Genomic DNA, 18,500 nt, shown 5'->3' on the forward strand with positions numbered 1-18,500 from the left:
GCCAAAGAGCTGGATAACCCGGTTCCCAGTGAGCCGCTGCTGTTCATCAAGCCCGCCACTAGCGTGGTGGACTTAACCAAGCCTCTCGACCCGCCATTTTCGCGAGGCGATGTTCATTATGAAGTCGAGCTGGCGCTACTGGTAGGGGAGACCCTCACCCACGCCACGCAAGATGAAGCCGAGCGTGCCATTGCAGGCATTGGCCTTGCGATGGATTTAACCCTGCGCGATGTGCAAACCAAGTTAAAAGAGAAAGGCCACCCTTGGGAAATCGCCAAGGCCTTTGATGGCGCCTGCCCGCTGTCGCCTTTCTTGCCGCTGAGCCGCGTGCCTAACTGGAACGCGCTGACCTTCACCCTAGAAATCGACGGTGAAGAGCGCCAGCACGGCGAAGGCGCGGATATGATTTTTGCTATTCCCACGCTGGTGGCAGAAATGAGCCGTCACTTCACCCTGGAGCCAGGCGATGTGATTTTGACCGGCACGCCTGCCGGAGTCGGCGAGCTACCCCGCGGCGCGGCGCTACGCTTAACGCTGACTGGCGGCCTGGAGATTTCGACCAGCGTCGTTGAGTAACGACCTGCTCACGGGTTCAGCACGCAAAACAAAGGCCACCGATACGCTCGGTGGCCTTTTTTGTGAAACGCGTTAAGCCGGTGAAGGGTTACTCCAGGTAGGTGTAGCCCTCTAGGCCTTCGGTCAGGCTAGCGGCAAAGTGCGCCTGCTCTTCCGGAGAGAAACCGCTTGTGACCAGCTGCTCGGTGAGCTTCTGTTTCAGTACGCAGGCATCGAAATTCACGTAGGCCAATACGTTGGCCACCGAATCCCCCGCCTGCGGGTTAGAGAGCACCCACTCGCCATCTTCACCTAGCGCTGCATCCACCGAATCGGTATCGCCGAACAGGTTGTGCAGGTCGCCAAGAATCTCCTGGTAGGCGCCCACCAGGAAGAAGCCTAACCAGCGCTCGTCGTCATTGGCCCACTCAGGCAGCGGCAGGGTGGTTTCTACCCCTTGGCCATCCACATAGCTATCGATACGGCCATCAGAGTCGCAGGTGATGTCCTGGATCACCGCACGGCGGGTGGGCGCTTTGTCCAGCCCACTGAGTGGTAGCACGGGGAAAATCTGCTCGATGCCCCACACGTCTGGCACTGACTGGAACAGCGAGAAGTTAACGAACAGCTTGTCGGCCAATTTTTCGGCCAGCTCGTCCATGATTTCCCGGTGCGCGCGGTTGCGGGTATCTAGCTTTCCACGCAGGCGCGTGCAGGCGGCCATGTAGAGGCGCTCGCCTTCGGCGCGGGCGTTGATGCTGCTCAGACCCAGAACGAAACGGTCGTGTAGCTCGCTAACTGCCTGCAACAGGTCGTGCCACGCCTCGACCAGCACCCGCGGTTCTTGGGTCTCGGCCAACTGGTCGAACACCCGCCACAGCTCTTCTACCTGCGGATCTTCTTCCTGGGTTGTGCGCTCTGGCGGCGTGTCGTTGACGCGCTCTTCATCAATGACATTGGTGATCAGCACTGCATGGTGGGCGGTGAGCGAGCGGCCGGATTCACTGATCAGGTGCGGTTGGGGCAGGTCAGCCTCCTGGCAGAGCTGGGAGAACGCGCTGACCACGTTGCGGGCGTACTCCTGCATGGAGTAGTTCGCCGAGCAGTAGCTGCGCGAGCGGGTGCCTTCGTAGTCGATCCCTAAGCCGCCGCCCACATCGACGGTGTCGATGGGCGCGCCCAGGCTCATCAGGTTTTGATAGAAGCGCGCGCACTCCCGCAGGCCGCGCTGAATATCGCGAATGTTGGCGATCTGCGAGCCTAGATGGAAGTGCACGAGCTGCAGGCTGGCCAGAGCATCCTGGGCGCGTAGGGTTTCGACCACTTCCAGAATCTGGCTGGCGGTGAGACCGAACTTCGACTTCTCACCGCCGGTGTTCTGCCACTTGCCCTTGCCTACCGAGGCCAGCCGCGCGCGCAGGCCAATGCGCGGGGTTACGTCCAGCTCGCGGGCCTCTTCTAAAATCAGCTCCAGCTCGGAGAGCTTCTCCACCACCAGATAGACCCGGTGGCCGAGCTTCTCGCCCAGCAGCGCCAGGCGCACGTACTCGCGGTCTTTATAGCCATTGCAGACGATCAGCGACGAACCGCCGTCGGAGAGCGCCAGCACCGCCAGCAGCTCGGGTTTGCTGCCTGCTTCGAGCCCTACGCGACCATTACCCCGCTCAGAGGTAGCGAGAATCTCTTCTACCACCCGACGCTGCTGGTTCACCTTAATCGGGTAAACCGCGGTATAGCCGCCCTGGTAGTCCACGTCCTGCATGGCGGCGTCAAAGGCACCGCAGAGCTGTTCGACGCGATCGTGAAGAATATCGCTAAAGCGCACCAGCACCGGTAAGCGTAACCCCGCCGCCTGTAACTGACGGACTAACGCACTGATAGGCAGCGCCGGGCCTTCCGCATCGCTGCCCAGCGGGCGTACCAGGGCTTGGCCGTGGTCGTCGACATCAAAGTAGCCGCTGCCCCACTGGTCCATGTTCCAAGTGCGGCGGGCACGCACGGCGGGGCTGCTGGTCGTTGCCATTTCACTCATGAAGATGCCTCTGGAATCGGGAGTGCGCCAAACGCGATGCGTGCTTTAAGAATCATGCGGAAGCGCTCGGGGTCGTGGGGAGTTAAGTCATGGGCCGGTGGGTCGACATACACCACCAGCAGCCGTGACAGCCAATAACGCAGTGCGGTCATACGCAGCATCGTCGGCCAAAGCGTGCGTTCGGATTCGGTCAGCGGGCGTCGCGCTTGATAGGCGCTTAAAATGGCGTTGTAACGCTCGGCGTTCAGCGAACCGTCCTCATTGGAGGCCCAGTCGTTGATCACGATGGCGAGATCAAACAGCAAGTCACCGGTGCAGCCGTTATAAAAATCGATAATACCGCCCAGGGCGTCGCCCTCGAACAGCGTGTTATCGCGGAACAAATCGCCATGCACTGCTCCTTGGGGAAGCTCGCCATGCTGGCTAAATTCGCTCTCGAAATCATCCACTGCGTTCTTCATCAGTGTTTGATCGTCAGGGCTGATGTAGGTGAGCACCTTATGGTGTACCGCCCGCAGCCAGTGCAGGTCACGGGGGTTGGGGCGATGCCCGGGAAAGTGCTGCGATACTTTATGCATCTGCCCAAGCGTGCTGCCCAGCGCTTGGCACTGGGCAAGGTTGGGGGCGCTGGGGTGCTTGCCCGGCAGGCGCGGGAACAGCAGCGCAGGCTTGCCCGCCAGGCTGTGCAGCGCCACGCCTTCGCGGTCATGAATAGTGCCGGGCACCGGTAAGCGGTGCTCGTCTAAGTAATCGAGCAACTCAACAAAAAACGGCAGCTCTTCGTGTTCGCCTTGCTCAAACAGGGTGAGCACCAGCTCGCGGCGGTCGGTGGTCACGAAAAACGTCGAGTTCTCCGTGCCGCCTGCCACGCCTTGAAGCGCAACAAAGCTGCCAACATCAAATTTTTCCAAAAACGCGGCGACCTGTGCGTCGCTAAGCGGGGTGAATACTGCCATGAGAATCTCGCCCAGGTTGCTAAGCCGATTATTGTAGCGGCTTGCCGCACGAGTTGGCAGCGTTGTGTGGTGAAGAGTAGCGAGTTTTAGGGCTCTTTTCTGCAGGCCCGGCGTTGAACGCGTATCATAGAGAGCAGACATCCTTACCGTTTTGCTGACTATGGAATTTGGTTATGGCCCGTGCCCCAATCGTGCTCGTCGATGGCTCTTCGTACCTCTACCGCGCGTTTCATGCGCTGCCGCCGCTAACGACCTCTAACGGTCAGCCGACCGGAGCCGTGAAGGGCGTGCTGAACATGCTCAAACGGCTGATGAAAGACTACCCCGATAGCCCCATGGCGGTGGTGTTCGACGCGCCGGGTAAAACCTTCCGCGATGAGCTGTACAGCGATTACAAGGCCCACCGCCCACCCATGCCGGATGACCTACGCAGCCAGATCGAACCGCTGCACGCCTGTGTCAAAGCACTCGGCCTGCCGCTGCTGTGCATCGAAGGGGTCGAGGCGGATGACGTGATTGGCACGTTGGCGCACCAAGCCACTCAGGCTGGCCGCGACGCGGTCATCTCCACCGGCGATAAGGACATGGCCCAACTGGTGAACGGCCACATCACGCTGGTCAACACCATGAAAGAGGAAACCCTCGATGAAGCGGGCGTGGAGGAGAAGTTTGGCCTGCCGCCGGCGCTGATTATCGACTTCCTCGCACTGATGGGCGACAAGGTGGACAACATCCCCGGCGTGCCTGGGGTGGGCGAGAAAACCGCCATTGGCCTGCTGCAAGGTATGGGCGGCGGTTTAGACACGATTTATGGCGATTTAGAGCGCGTGACCACCCTCGGTTTCCGCGGCGCGAAAACGTTACCCAAAAAACTGGAAGAGCACCGCGAGCAAGCGTTTCTCTCCTATCAGTTAGCGACGATCAAAACCGACTGCGACTTGCCGGTGGGGTTGGATGATTTGGACATTGCCCACCCGGACCGCGAAGCGCTGGTCGAGCTCTACAAACAGATGGAGTTCAAACAGTGGCTCGCCGAGCTGCTGGAAGGCAACGACGAAGGCGTGGACGATGTGGCAGGCGGTGAGCCCGTCTCGGAAACAACCGACAGCACGACGGAAACGGCGCCGACCGAGCGCCACGACCATGTGATTACCGAGCAGGCCGAGCTGGAGGCGTGGCTCGAACGGCTCAACGAGGCCGAACGTTTCTGCTTCGACTTGGAAACCACCAGCCTCAACTACATGGATGCAGAAATTGTGGGTATCGGCGTGTCGCTGGAAGCCGGGGAAGCTGCCTATATTCCGGTGGCCCATGATTACTTGGATGCTCCCCAGCAGCTTGATCGCAAAGCGGTGCTGGCAGCGTTAAAGCCACTGCTGGAAGACCCGGCCAAAACCAAAATTGGACAAAACCTCAAATACGATATTTCCGTACTGGCGAACTACGACATTTCTGTCGTTGGCCCGTTTGCCGACACCATGCTAGCGTCGTATGTGCTCAACTCCACCGCCACGCGCCACGATATGGATTCGCTGGCGCTGAAGTACCTGGGCGAGAAAACCATTTCGTTTGAAGAGATCGCGGGCAAAGGCGCCAAGCAGCTGACGTTTAATCAGATTGCCCTAGAGCAAGCGGCTCCCTACGCCTGCGAGGATGTAGATATCACCCTGCGCCTACAGGACACGCTGCGTCCCCAAGTGGAGCGGGAAGGGCGCTTGGCCGAGGTGCTCGACCACCTTGAGCTACCACTAATCAGCGTGCTGTCGCGCATCGAGCGTAACGGCGTGGCCGTGGATGCCGAGCGCCTGTACGAGCAGAGCCAGCAGCTCGAACAGCGCATCCGCGAGTTAGAGAGTGAAGCTTTTGAGCTGGCGGGCCGCGAGTTCAACCTGGGGTCTCCCAAGCAGCTGGGCCAGATTCTGTTCGAAGAGCAGAAGATTCCGGTCATCAAGAAAACCCCCAAGGGCGCGCCTTCCACCGCCGAAGCCGTGCTGGAAGAGCTGGCGCTGGACTACCCCTTGCCCAAGGTGATCATGCAGCACCGTGGCCTGGCCAAGCTGAAATCTACCTATACCGATAAGCTGCCGCGCCTGCTGAACAAGAAAACTGGCCGCGTGCACACCAGCTATCATCAGGCGGTTACGGCCACCGGGCGGCTGTCGTCGTCGGACCCGAACCTGCAGAACATCCCGATTCGTACCGAAGAGGGGCGCAAGATTCGCCAGGCGTTCGTGGCGCGCCCTGGCTACCGCATTGTGGCGGCGGACTACTCGCAGATCGAGCTGCGTATTATGGCGCACCTTTCGGAAGATAAAGGGCTGCTGGAAGCGTTTGCTGAAGGGCGCGATATCCACACCGCTACCGCGGCGGAAGTTTTTGGCACCTCGCTTGAAAAGGTGTCTGGCGACCAGCGGCGCAGCGCTAAGGCGATTAACTTTGGCTTGATTTACGGCATGAGCGCTTGGGGGCTGGCTCGTCAGCTGCGTATTGACCGTAGCCAGGCCCAAACCTACATCGACCGCTATTTTGACCGCTACCCAGGCGTCGCCCGCTATATGGACCGCATTCGTACCCAGGCGGCGGAAGATGGCTTTGTCGAAACCGTGATGGGGCGGCGTTTATACCTGCCAGAGATTCACTCGCAAAACCGCAACCGCCGCCAAGGGGCCGAGCGCACGGCCATCAACGCGCCGATGCAGGGCACGGCGGCGGATATTATCAAACAGGCCATGATTGATGTGGATGCGTGGCTAGCGGAAGGGGAGTTCGATGCGCTGATGGTCATGCAGGTACACGATGAATTGGTGTTCGAGGTGGCCGAGGCGCAGGTAGAGCGCTTTATTGAGCAAGTGCAGGCACGCATGCAGGCCGCGGCCTCGCTCAGCGTACCGCTGATTGTGGAAGCGCAAAGCGGCGCGAATTGGGATGAAGCCCACTAACGAACGAGAGAGCACTCGCCAATAACACACAACCCCCACAGCGGTCGCTGCGGGGGTTGTGTTGAGTACGTTACTTAAGCACCGGCTTCAAAAGCGTGTGCCCAAGCCGCGCTTAACGCCAGCTAACGCGGTCGAAGATACGTACCGCTTCCGGGTTGTTCTCACCCAGGATGCTGATGTTGATGTCGTCTTTGGCAAAATCGCCCCAAGACTCCAGCACCGGGTTTTTCTTCACGCCTTCTACCACCGGGAACTCGTAGTTACGCTCGGCCAGCACTTCTTGCGCTTGGTCTGAGGCCAGGAACTCCAGGAAGCGAATACCGTTTTCCGGGTTTTGTGCGTTGGCGACTAAGCCTGCACCACCTACGTTCACGTGGGTACCGCGGTCATCCTGATTGGGGAAGATCACGCCCACTTTGCGCGCGGCTTCACGCTCGGCGGCATCGTCAGAGTGCAGCAGACGCACGTAGTAGTAGTGGTTGGCGACGGCGAGGTTACACTCACCGCTGGCAACGCCAAGAATCTGATCGGTATCACCGCCTTCGGGGTCGCGGGCCATGTTGTTCACAACGCCCTGGGCCCACTCCTGCGCGCCTTCTTCGCCGTGGTGCTCAATCAGCGATGCCAGCAGTGACTGGTTGTAGATGTTGTTGGAAGAACGGATACACACTTGGCCTTCAAACTGCGGGTCGGCAAGATCTTCGTAGGTAGCGATCTGGCTCGGGTCGAAGTTTTCGCGGTTGTAGTAGATCACGCGGGCGCGCTGGCTAAAGCCAAACCACATGCCTTCTGGGTGACGCATGGATTCCGGCAGGCGCTCGTTAAGTACATCAGAGTTTACGCTTTGAAAAATACCGTCTTGCTCGGCGCGCCACAGGTTGCCTGCATCCACGGTCAGCATAACGTCGGCGGGGCTAGCCACGCCTTCACGCTGCATACGCTCCATCAGTTGGTTGGCATCGCCTTCCAGCACGTTTACTTCAATGCCTGTCTCTTCAGTGAACGCTTGGTAGAGAATTTCGTCAGAGTCGTAATGGCGTGCGGAGTAGATGTTGACTTCATTAGCGAGTGCGCTGCTGGCGAACGCAGAGCCGGCCATGATGGCAGCTACGGAGGCCGAAAGACGTGCTTGTTTCATAACAAATACCCTGAATGTTTATGATAATAAGTTGCATTACCGGCATGGCGTATTGAAACGCCTTGTTCGAAGGACGTCAAGCGAAATGCTAATGACTCGCATCACTTTTTGTGCCTAGACGTGCATCTCACGCCAATAGAAAATAGAATGCAAATAACTTTCAACCGTGTTCGCAATGGCTGAGCGGTCAGCGCTCTCCCGGCGAACAAACCATGGGTGAACGAATGACGGCAACTGTGTCCCTTTCTGAGGTGGCGGAGCCTGCATCGGCGCTGTCGCTACGCGATGTTCAGCATACGTTTGCGGCTAACAAAGTTGTTAAAGGTATTGATCTCGACATTGCTCAGGGCGAAGTGGTCTGCCTGCTTGGCCCTTCCGGCTGCGGTAAAACCACGCTACTGCGCATTGCGGCAGGGCTGGAAGTGGTCCAAGAAGGCACCGTCAGCCTGGAAGGGCAGGCCATTGCCGCCCCCGGCAAACGCCATGTACCGCCGGAAAAGCGCAACGTCGGGCTGGCGTTTCAGGATTCGGCGCTCTTCCCCCACCTTAGCGTGTTGGAAAATGTCACTTTCGGCTTAAAGCATCTGCCCTCCAGCCAGCGCCGTGAACGTGCGCTGGAGCTATTAACCCAGCTTGGCATGGCTGACTACGCCGATACCTACCCGCATATGCTCTCCGGCGGTCAGCAGCAGCGCGTGGCGCTGGCCCGAGCTCTGGCACCTACGCCCAAGCTAATGCTGTTGGATGAACCCTTTTCCAGCCTGGACGCTCGGCTGCGTGATCGGATTCGCGACGATACGCTGCACGTGTTGAAAAAGCTGGGCTCGGCCACGCTACTGGTGACTCACGACCCGGAAGAAGCGATGTTTATGGCCGACCGCATCGCCTTGATGCGCGATGGCAAAATCGTCCAAACGGGTACCCCGCGGGAGCTTTACTGCGCTCCCGTCGACCCATTTGTGGTGACCTTCTTTGGGGAAGTGAACGAGCTTGAAGGGGTGGTGGAAGGAGGCGTGGTACAAACGCCGGTAGGCGACATAGATGCCAGCTGGCTGCCAGAGGGTAGCCAGGCCCAGGTGATGATCCGCCCGGAGGCGCTGCGTATCAAAGAGCGCGACCTGCCTGCGGAAACCCACAGCCACAGCCACGTGGTGATGGCGAAACTACTGGGCCGCACTAGCTTGATTCACCTATGTGCCCACGGTGCTGATGGCCAAGAAGCGCACCTGCACGCACGGGTACCAGGGGTCTTCCTGCCCCAGGAGGGGCAGCCGATTGATATCGACCTCGACCACACCCAGGTATTTATCTTTCCGCGTTAGTCTTTCCGCGTTAGTTGCGTGTTTTAATTACTCGGCTTGGCTGCCTGGGCGCGCCCGGCGCATCGCCAAGCTGAGTAGAATTACCGGTAGAATCCCCACCACCACAATGGTGAGCGATGCAGTAGACGCCTCCGCCAAGCGCTCATCGGACGCCAAACTGTGAGCGCGCACCGCCAGCGTGTCGAAGTTAAACGGCCGCAAAATAATCGTGGCGGGCAGCTCCTTCATCACATCCACAAACACCAGAATGCCCGCGGCCAATAGGCTGCTGCGCATCAGTGGCGTATGAATGCGGCGCAGCGTGCCCCCGGCTGTTTGCCCCAGGGTGCGCGAGGCGGCGTCCATGCTTGGCGTCACTTTGCCCAGGCTCGCCTCTACTGCGTTAAACGACACCGCCAAAAAGCGCACCACATAGGCGTAAATCAAGATGAACGCCGTGCCGCTAAACACCAGCCCGATGATCTTATCGTAATGGGTGTGAAGCCAAGTGTTGAGCGCGTTATCCAGCCAGGCAAACGGAATCAAAATACCCACGGCCACCACCGAGCCAGGAATGGCGTAACCCATCGCCGCAATGCGGGTAAACAGTCGCGCACTGGGGGAGTTATGCAGCCGCACGCCGTAGCTCAGCAGCACCGCCAGCCCCACGGCAATCAGCGCTGCCACCGTAGCGAGGCTCAGGCTGTTCATGGCAAAGCCGATGAAGCGCGTGCCAAATAGGCTGTCGCCGGTGGTGATCGCCATTTCCAACAGAATGCCGCTCGGCAGCAAGAAGCCAACGGTGATTGGTAACAGGCAGGCCAGCGTCGCCCCGACGGCGTGCCAGCCGTGCAACCTGTACTCAGGCAACTGTTGATAGCGGTTGGTGGTGTGGAAGTAGCGGCGCTTACCCCGCGACCAGCGCTCCAGCAGCACGAAGGCGATCACGAAGGTCAGCAGGCAGGCGGCTAGCTGGGCCGCGGCAATCGGCTCGCCTAGGCCAAACCAGGTGCGGTAAATACCCGTGGTAAAGGTATCCACCCCAAAAAACTGCACCGCGCCAAACTCATTGAGCGTTTCCATCAGCACCAGCGAGACGCCGCCCACCAGCGCCGGGCGTGCCAGCGGCAGCGCAACGCTGGCAAATAAACGCCAGGGGCCGCGCCCTAACGTGCGACCAACATCCAAGACGCACACCGACTGCTCTAAGAAGGAAGCGCGGGCCAGCAGGTACACATAGGGGTAAAGCACGAAGGTGATCAGCGTGGCAGCGCCCCCCAACGAGCGTACATTGGGGAAGTAGTAGTCGCCGACCTGCCAGTGAAACCACTCCCGCAGCAGGCTTTGTAGCGGCCCCGCCACCTGTAGAAAATCGGTGTAGGCATAAGCAATCACATAGGTCGGCACCGCCAGCGGCAGCAGTAGCGCCCACTCAAATAGGCGCTTGCCGGGGAAGCGACACATCACCACCAGCCAAGCGGTCCCTGTGCCAATTACCAGTGTGCCTAACCCCACCCACAGTACCAGCCAGAAGGTGTTGGATAAGTAGCGAGGCAGAACCGTGCTGGCCAAGTGCTGCCAAACGCCTTCGGTGGGCATCACGATATGGCCAAGCACGACCAAAATAGGCAGTGCCACAATCAGGGCAATCAGAAAAAGTGCAATTGACCAAGGGTTAAGCGACAGCGTAAAGCGTGATGCGAAACCTGAAAGCAGAGCCGATGGTGACCGGCGAGCAGGTGTAGACACGTCGTTGGCTCCTTGGACGAGGGGCAGTATGGCTCGTCAATGCGAAAAAATAGCGGTTGCAAATAGTATCACTTGCGTCAGTGGGGTGCAGCCAGCATTCGGGCAGGCAAAAAAATCCCCCCGCAAAGCGGAGGGATTTAGCGCTGGCCTAACCGCTGATGTGTTAGTAGCCCACCATCATGCTAGGTAGCCCGGTAATCAAGCTGGGGAAGATAGACATCAGGATACAGGCCAGAATGATGATCGCTACAAACGGTACCACCGCTTTGTACAGATCGACGATCTCAACCCCTGGCGGGGCGACCCCTTTGAGGTAGAACAGTGCATAGCCAAACGGTGGCGTGAGGAAGGAGGTCTGCAGCACCACGGCCACCATCACCACGAACCACAATACGTCCACGCCCATCTGAGCAATGATCGGCAGCATAATCGGGAAGCTCAGCAGCACAATGCCGGTCCAGTCCAGGAACATACCCAGGATAAAGACCAGGAACAGCATCAGCAGCAGCGCGCCAAAGGTGCCGCCCGGCATGGCGAGTACAAAATCACTGATCACAGTCATGCCGCCACCAATGGAGAACACGCCGGTAAATGCCGTTGCCCCTACCAGTACCAGCATCACCATGGTGGTGGTTTTACCCGCTTCGATGAGCGTGTTGTAGCAGGTCGAGAGCTTGCGGTCACCGAAGATCAGGAACAGCAGGAAAGCGATGAACACACCAATCGCCGAGGCCTCGGTCGCGGTGGCGATCCCGGTAAATAGAGCACCGAGCACGCCCAGGATCAGCGACATCGGCGGCACCACGTACTTGCCCAGCATAATAAGCAGCTCTTTGGTACTGACCTCGGCGCGCTCCTCTTTCGGCACCTTGGGGCCGTAGCTGGGTTTCAGCCAGCAGATCAGCACCACGTAAAGCGCGTACATCACGCCCAGCAGCAGGCCTGGAATCAGCGCCCCGGCAAACAGCGCACCCACCGACACAGGCGAGTAGCTGGCCATCAAAATCAGCATGATGCTGGGCGGAATCAAAATGCCTAGACAGCCGCTGGCCATGATCACGCCCGCGCTGAGCTCTTTGTTGTAGCCATACTTCAGCATCGGCACCAGCGCGATCATCCCCATGACGGCGATGGACGCCCCAACAATACCGGTCGTGGCTGCCAGCAATACCGAAACAACAACGACGGTTAAGGCGAGGCCGCCGCGCACATTCGCCAGCAGCAGGCGCATGGCGTCGAACATCTTCTCCGTCACGCCGGAGTCGTTGAGAAAGCGCGCCATCAAAATAAACAGCGGAATGGCGACCAGCACATAGTTGTCCATGGCGTTGCCATAAACGTTATTAATAATAATGCCGAGGGTATTAATACCGGGGCCTAGATACGCGCCGATGACCGCCATGCCGCCCAGCACAAAGGCTAGCGGATGGCCCATAAACAGCCCGACCAGCAGCCCGCCAAACATCACCAGCGTCAGTAGTTCTGCACTCATGCGGATGTCTCCTCACGCAGCTGCATAATGGCGTGCAGCACAATGGCAATCGCCTGTAGCAAAATCAGCGCGGCGGCCAAGACGATCACGCCTTTCACCGGATAAACGGGAATCGAGACCATGCCGTAGGTGGTTTCGCCACGGCTAAAGGAGCGCTCAAAGAAGCGCCAGCCGTAGGTCAGCAGCAGCCAAATAAACGGCACGAAGAAAACTAGGTAGCCAATGAGATCCAGCACGGCCTGCTTCTTACGAGATAGCAAACGCTTCACCACATCCACCTCAACGTGGGCGTGATGACGCAACCCGTAAGCCGCCATGAGCATAAAGTGAGCGCCGAACAGCATCTTCGTAATATCGAACGCCCAGTCGCTTGGGCGGCCGAAAAAAAAGCGCGACACAATGTCGTAAAGCACTATGAGAGTAATGATGGCAATTAACGGCGCGATAATGCGGCCAAACAGCTCGTTAATCGCATCGATCGCCTTGGCAATCGCATTCATGGAAGATCTCCGCAACTGAGCTAAGGCCGCCCCGGCAGGTGCTGGGGCGGCAATGTTACGCTTTTATAGTGAATGCCTTATAGGCAGGCTTCGATCTCTTCCAGTGAGGGCAGGTTATCCATGGTACGGCTCATGTTGAAGGGGGCCGTCACATCACGCCATGCGGCGTACTCTTGCAGGTAGGTGATCATGGAGTGGTAGACCTTAGCATGGTCTGGATTCTCACAGGCGCCGCGTACGATGACCTCGTTGGTGATCTCCTGGATACGCGCCAGATCCTCTTCAGAGAACTGGTTGATGGTCACGCCCGCGTCGATAAACTTCTGGGTCGCTTCGGTGGATTCGCGCTCAGACCAGGAGAGTGACCACGCCATGGTGGCTTCGGCAGCGATACGCAGCTTGGCTTGCGTCTCTTCAGAAAGCGCATCCCAAGAATCTTTGTTGATCATAACGCCGAACACGCTCGCTGACTGGTGCCAGCCGGGGGTCGCCCAGTAGTCGGCCACTTCGGCAAAGCCTGCATTGAAGTCAACGCCAGGGGTGGAGAACTCACCTGCGTCAATCACGCCACGCTCAATGGCTTGGTACACTTCGCCACCAGCCAGTGTGACCTGTGAGCCGCCCAACTCTTCAAGCACACGGCCCTGGTCACGGCCAGAAAGACGCAGGCGCTTGCCTTCTAGGTCGGCGATGCTCTCGATGGGCGTGCGGCCCATAAAGCCGGATTCATTGTTGGTAATACCGTAGGGCAGGTAAACCATGTTGTACTGGCCATAGATCTCTTGGTAGAGCTCGAAGCCGCCCCACTGTTGGATCCAGTTCAGATAATCGACACCGTTGAACAAACTGGTGGTGGTGGCCAGCGGCGAGAACGCCGGGTTTAAGCCTGCCCAGTAGCCGGGCCAGTCACCCGCGGCTTGGATAGCGCCGGTTTCAGTGGCGTCGAAGACTTCGGTGCCGGGCATCAAGGTACCGCCTGCGCGGAAGTTAATTTGAACTTCGTCGCCCGCTAGTTGGTTAACCAACTCTGCCCAGTGCTGGTCGATCTTGATCAGATCCAGGTTCTCCGGCCAGGTGGAGGTCATGGTCCACTGCTCTTGTGCCTGGGCGGTAGAGGTAAGAGCGGCGAAAGCGACGCCAGCGGCAAGGCTGGTCAATGCGAATTTTGTGGTCTTTTTCATTGTATGTTTCCTGGTACTTTGGCGGTTAGCGTTATTAGTGTTAATGACCTGAAAGCAGGAAAGTACAGCGGGCAGGCTAACGTTTACGTAAAGTAAAACATCCTGCGCTGCATCGCTAAGCTAGCACATACCCCCCGCTGCAGCGCAATATCAGTAATACAAGGAAGCTAACGCGGGCTTTGTTGCCGTTTTATTTGAAAAATGGCAGTCAAAACATCGCTTTAAAATGCTATTAGGTGCACTTCCACAGGGGGGATATGGTGATAAAACGTTGAAAAGCGCCTATTTGTTAAACCAAAGTTGTAAGAGAATTTTTATTTTAAGGAGTTGCCATGGGCAGGCCGCACCACGCTGAGCCTACCTCACCGGCTGGCACTGCCGTTGCACAACAAGCTGCTGTGTTAGCCAGCTATGCCCGCCGTTTAAAGCGGCGCGGCTGGCGGGGGTTAGTGTGGCTCAACGGTGCTCCAGAGCAGGCGCGCCAGCAGGCGTTGGCGCTATGGCAAGCACTCGACTGGAGTGCGCCACTGTGGATAGGGGATGGCCAGCAAGCGCCGATAGCACCGAGCTTGCCAAGCCGCAAAGCGCGCACCCGGCTGGGAGCAGAGCATCAGCTTGTGATCCTGGATGCCAGCGGCCACCAAGGGTTAGATCCAGATGCCCTAGGCGCACTAGCGGGCACTGTCAGCGCTGGCGGTCTGCTGGTGCTGGTTACCCCAGCGACGTGGGGCAGCCAACCCGATCCCGACTACGCCCGCTTTGCCGATTACCCTTGGCAGTGGGAAGCGCTCAGCGCGCACTATTTAGCGCGGCTGGCCTGTCAGTTGGGCGAGTCTAACGCCGTGATCCGCTGGCCCGTTGGTGGTGCGTTATGGCTACCCGCGTTGAGCAAACGGCAAGCAGCCGCCGCGCACTGGAACGATGCTGACTGTCTCACTCTAGACCAAGCCAGCGCAGTGAGCGCGCTGGTCAAGCTCAAACGCCGCCGCCCGCTGGTGGTGACTGCCGACCGGGGGCGAGGCAAAAGTGCCGCTTTGGGCATAGCCTGCGCGCGCTTACTGCAGCAAAGCGGTGGTGTAGAGCTTCTGCTTACGGCCCCTCGGCTTAGCGCAGTGGAGAGCGTCTTTAGCCGAGTGGCGGCGCTGTGCCCTGAAGCACAGCACCACGGCCCCGCTGAGGTGTTGCTTCCCAACGGCAGTCGGCTGCGCTTTTTGCCGCCGGATGTACTGACGGAACAGGTAGAGCAGGGCACGCTAGGAGGCAGCGGCAGTATGCTGCTGGTGGATGAAGCCGCCGCCATTCCGGCGTCGTTGCTGGCCCGCTGGCTGGTGGCTTTTCCGCGCATTGCGTTTGCCACGACGGTGCATGGCTACGAAGGCTCGGGGCGCGGCTTTGCGCTGCGTTTTCGCGATATATTGGACCGCCAAGCGCCCCAGTGGCGTGAATTGACGCTGCAAGCGCCAATACGCTGGTCAGCCGGTGACCCGCTGGAAGCCGTCATTCAGCACCTGCTTTTACTCGATGCGCCGCTGCCCAAAGTAGAGCCACACCAGGGCGAGCGGCTTCCCAGCATGGTGATTAGCCAAGCGCAGCTAGCGGAGCGGGGGGCTTTGCTGGAAAAGCTGTTTGGCCTGCTGGTGCAGTCCCACTACCGCACCACGCCGAGTGATTTACGCCAACTGCTGGATGGCCCCGACACGTCGCTGCGCATGATGCTAGGCAGCGATGGGGCTGGCCCCCAAGCGGTACTGGTCACGCGAGAGGAGGGCGGCTTTGATGCCGCGCTTGCCGAGCAGGTAGCGCGAGGCGAGCGCAGAGCTCAGGGGCATTTGTTGGCGCAGTCGCTGGCGGCCCATTGCGGCAGCCGTGAGGCGCTAACCGCCCGCTGGCGGCGGGTGGCGCGCATTGCTGCCCACCCACAGCGCCGTCGCGAAGGGCTGGGGCGGCAGCTGTTGGAAGAGGATATGGTCAGCGCTGCTCAGCAAGGCATTGCGCTGTATGGGGCTACTTTTGGGGCCGAGGCAGGGTTACTCCAATTTTGGCTGGCGCTGGGGTTTGTGCCGGTGCGTTTAGGCATTACCCGAGAAGCCGCCACTGGCGAATACGCAGTGATGGTCGCCAAACCGCTCAACCAAGAGGGGCAGTCGGTGCTCGGTGAATTAACCGCAGGCTTTGCCGCTTCGCTACCCGGCCTGTTGGCGTTTGAATTGGCAACACTGCCCGCTTCGGTGGTGGCGCTGTTGCTCACCTCGCTCCCCGGCCATCCGCTTAGCGCAGCCGAGCACCAAACTATTCACGACGTAGCCTATGCCCGCCGCGACCCCGCCCTGGCTCGCCCGGCGCTGCAGGCGCTGGCGCGTGAAGCCAGCCGCCAACCGTTAGGTGAGGCCCAGCAGGCGCATCAGCAGCTCGCTGCTTGGGCCTACCAAAATCAGCCGTTCGCTAAGGCTCAAAAAGAGGCCGTACAACGCTTACGTCAGGCTGTACAGCAGGTGATCGAAGCATGCGCGCTTTTCCCCAGTGAGCCAGAGCGGTTAAAGTAAGCCCGTTATCGATAATGAAGAGTTTCCATGAACGCACATCTAGCAGCGCTCGAACCACGCCTTGTATGGCAGCACTTTCGCACCCTGTGTAACACGCCACGCCCCTCCGGCCATGAAGCCGCTTTGGTGGCGACGTTAGAAGCCTGGGCCGATGCTCAGGGGCTCACCCACGACCGGGATGCCTTTGGCAACCTGCGCATTCGCAAGCCCGCAACGCCCGGCTGTGAAGACGCTCCCGGTATCGTGCTGCAGGGGCACCTGGATATGGTGGCCCAGGCCAACTCGGGGCATGAGCACGACTTTACCCGTGACCCCATTCGCACCGTGGTCAAAGAGGGGTGGCTTTACGCTGAAGGCACCACTCTAGGGGCGGATAATGGCATGGGCGTGGCGGCCATTTTGGCCGTACTGGAAGACCCCGAGCTGACCCATGGCCCGCTGGAAGCGCTGTTCACCCTGGAAGAAGAGACCTCCATGGGCGGTGCGCTGAATCTTGCTGAAAATTGGTTGGAAGGCTCGCTGCTGCTCAACTTGGATAGCGAAGACCGTGGCGAGGTGTATATCGGCTGTGCGGGCGGCGCGGATGTGGTGGTTGACGCTCAACTGCCCAGCGCTGCCCTGCAGGAGGGCGAGCAACTCCTTTCTCTCTCGCTCACCGGCCTGAAAGGCGGCCACTCGGGCATGGATATCCATAAGCCTTTGGGAAACGCTAACCGCCTGCTGGTGCGCGTGCTGTGGGCACTGGAGGCCTTCGGTGCCCGCCTGGTGAGCTACCAGGGCGGCACGCTGCGCAACGCCATTCCCCGTGAAGCCTTTGCCCAGGTAGCACTGCCCGCCGATGATATGGACGCCGCCCTGGCCACCGTCGAGAGGCTGGCCGCCACCCTCAAGGCCGAGCTGGGCAGTGGCGATAGCGGCCTGGTATTGACCGCCACCCGTGCCGAACAGGCCGACGCTGAGCCGCTGACCCTGGACGCTAGCGCCATGCTGCTGGCCGCGCTACATGCCGCCCCCTGCGGCGTCGAGCGCATGAGCGCCGACGTGCCAGGCGTAGTCGAAACCTCCAACAACCTGGGCGTGTTAAGCGTCGAGCAGGGGCGTTTCCACCTCTGCGCCCTGGTGCGTTCGTTGCACGATAGCGCTGCCCAAGCGATGGCCGAGCGCTTTCAGGCGCTGTTTGGGCTAATGGGCGCACGGGTGAAAGTTGAAAACGGCTACCCCGGCTGGGCACCCAACCCGGATAGCCCGCTACTGGCCACCTTCAAGGCGCGCCACGCGGCGCTGATGGGCCACGAGCCCGAGGTGAAAGTGATCCATGCGGGGCTAGAGTGCGGTATTTTGGGCAGCAAATACCCGCACTTGGACATGATTTCCTTCGGCCCGCTGATTCGCGGCGCGCACTCGCCGGATGAGCGGGTGGAGATCGAGTCCGTGGCGGAGTTCTGGGCCATGCTGCGCGATTTGGTGGCGGCGCTGGCGAAGTAACGCCATACTAAAGCAGCAAAAAAGCAATAAAAACGGCACCGCGAAGGTGCCGTTTTTATTAGGGAGGAGTAGCCGCAGCGTTATTAATCGCGGCTGTTCACCGAACTTACTTGCCTAAATAGGCGTTGAGCATCCACACGGTTTTTTCCTGCTCGCGGATGTAGTCGCTCGCCTGGGCGGCGGTGCCCTCGTCATCGGCGTCGGACGCTAGCGCCAACAGTTCGCGCTGCAGTTCGATCAGCGTTTGATAGCCTGCCAGAACGCCTTGCACGCAGGTCTTGCCATCGTGGACATCTTTGTCTTCTTGGATGCGCGACAGCTTCACGTAATCGCTGTAGGCGTGTACCGGCTTATGCCCCAGGGTGAGAATACGCTCGGCCACTTCATCTACTTTGGTCAGCAGGTCAGTGTAGAACTCTTCAAACTTGGCATGCAGCTCAAAGAAGTCGTTGCCCTTCACGTTCCAGTGGTAGCCACGCACATTCATGTAAAAAATCTGATAGTTGGCCAGCAGGTGATTGAGTTTCTCGGCTAACTGGCTGGCGCTGCCTTCGTGTAGGCCAATGCTGTTCATGTCATCCATTATCTGCTCCTCCATGGTTGGAGCCGCGCTGAAAAAGTACGGCCAT

The 18,500-nt window shown here is 59.4% G+C and carries 13 protein-coding genes; 5 read left to right on the top strand and 8 right to left on the bottom strand.

The genetic code is table 11. The features are described 5' to 3' along the window. Window positions 1-576: fumarylacetoacetate hydrolase family protein (locus AC13CY_RS06905; RefSeq protein ID WP_483052408.1), on the top strand; the 576-nt coding region annotated here is incomplete at its 5' end. Between the two features lie 88 nt (window positions 577-664). On the opposite strand, the gene speA is transcribed toward AC13CY_RS06905, so the two are convergent. Both speA and AC13CY_RS06915 read right to left on the bottom strand, forming a co-directional pair. Then, window positions 665-2,587, bottom strand: coding sequence for a biosynthetic arginine decarboxylase (speA, locus tag AC13CY_RS06910; RefSeq protein WP_287148187.1), 1,923 nt, complete (start codon window positions 2,585-2,587; stop codon window positions 665-667). Next, window positions 2,584-3,543: a homoserine kinase gene (locus AC13CY_RS06915; protein ID WP_062361845.1), complete on the bottom strand. Its 960-nt coding sequence runs from the start codon at window positions 3,541-3,543 to the stop codon at window positions 2,584-2,586. The genes speA and AC13CY_RS06915 overlap by 4 nt, the downstream gene beginning before the upstream one ends. A gap of 173 nt (window positions 3,544-3,716) precedes the next feature. Here AC13CY_RS06915 and polA point away from each other — a divergent pair, with 173 nt between their 5' ends. Further along, window positions 3,717-6,482, top strand: a complete 2,766-nt coding sequence (gene polA / locus AC13CY_RS06920; RefSeq protein WP_483052409.1) for a DNA polymerase I — start codon at window positions 3,717-3,719, stop codon at window positions 6,480-6,482. Between the two features lie 112 nt (window positions 6,483-6,594). Here the strand turns inward: polA and AC13CY_RS06925 are convergent, their stop codons facing one another. Then, on the bottom strand, window positions 6,595-7,620 hold the full coding sequence (locus tag AC13CY_RS06925; protein ID WP_483052410.1) for a Fe(3+) ABC transporter substrate-binding protein: 1,026 nt from the start codon (window positions 7,618-7,620) through the stop codon (window positions 6,595-6,597). A gap of 224 nt (window positions 7,621-7,844) precedes the next feature. Between AC13CY_RS06925 and AC13CY_RS06930 the strand changes: the two genes are divergently transcribed. After that, the gene (locus tag AC13CY_RS06930) at window positions 7,845-8,942 is read left to right on the top strand and encodes an ABC transporter ATP-binding protein (RefSeq protein WP_287148186.1); all 1,098 of its coding nucleotides are present in this window, start codon (window positions 7,845-7,847) and stop codon (window positions 8,940-8,942) included. A gap of 27 nt (window positions 8,943-8,969) precedes the next feature. On the opposite strand, the gene AC13CY_RS06935 is transcribed toward AC13CY_RS06930, so the two are convergent. The 4 genes from AC13CY_RS06935 to dctP form a co-directional block, all read right to left on the bottom strand. Next, a complete protein-coding gene (locus AC13CY_RS06935) occupies window positions 8,970-10,670 on the bottom strand; it encodes an ABC transporter permease (RefSeq protein WP_044630140.1) in 1,701 nt (566 codons plus the stop codon). Between the two features lie 163 nt (window positions 10,671-10,833). Further along, on the bottom strand, window positions 10,834-12,162 hold the full coding sequence (locus tag AC13CY_RS06940; protein ID WP_197931357.1) for a TRAP transporter large permease: 1,329 nt from the start codon (window positions 12,160-12,162) through the stop codon (window positions 10,834-10,836). Next, complete coding sequence (locus AC13CY_RS06945) at window positions 12,159-12,662, bottom strand: TRAP transporter small permease subunit (RefSeq protein WP_289095020.1); 504 nt, start codon at window positions 12,660-12,662, stop codon at window positions 12,159-12,161. The genes AC13CY_RS06940 and AC13CY_RS06945 overlap by 4 nt, the downstream gene beginning before the upstream one ends. Window positions 12,663-12,739: 77 nt before the next feature. Further along, window positions 12,740-13,843, bottom strand: a complete 1,104-nt coding sequence (gene dctP / locus AC13CY_RS06950; protein ID WP_044630143.1) for a TRAP transporter substrate-binding protein DctP — start codon at window positions 13,841-13,843, stop codon at window positions 12,740-12,742. 332 nt (window positions 13,844-14,175) lie between these two features. Here dctP and AC13CY_RS06955 point away from each other — a divergent pair, with 332 nt between their 5' ends. Beyond that, complete coding sequence (locus AC13CY_RS06955) at window positions 14,176-16,386, top strand: tRNA(Met) cytidine acetyltransferase TmcA (protein WP_483052411.1); 2,211 nt, start codon at window positions 14,176-14,178, stop codon at window positions 16,384-16,386. A gap of 27 nt (window positions 16,387-16,413) precedes the next feature. Next, on the top strand, window positions 16,414-17,871 hold the full coding sequence (locus tag AC13CY_RS06960; protein WP_044630144.1) for an aminoacyl-histidine dipeptidase: 1,458 nt from the start codon (window positions 16,414-16,416) through the stop codon (window positions 17,869-17,871). A 106-nt stretch (window positions 17,872-17,977) separates the two neighbouring features. Here AC13CY_RS06960 and AC13CY_RS06965 read toward each other — a convergent pair whose 3' ends face one another. Beyond that, window positions 17,978-18,454, bottom strand: a complete 477-nt coding sequence (locus AC13CY_RS06965) for a Dps family protein (RefSeq protein ID WP_044630145.1) — start codon at window positions 18,452-18,454, stop codon at window positions 17,978-17,980. Window positions 18,455-18,500 lie beyond the last annotated feature (46 nt).

It is taken from the genome of Vreelandella sp. L-15, assembly GCF_056857635.1.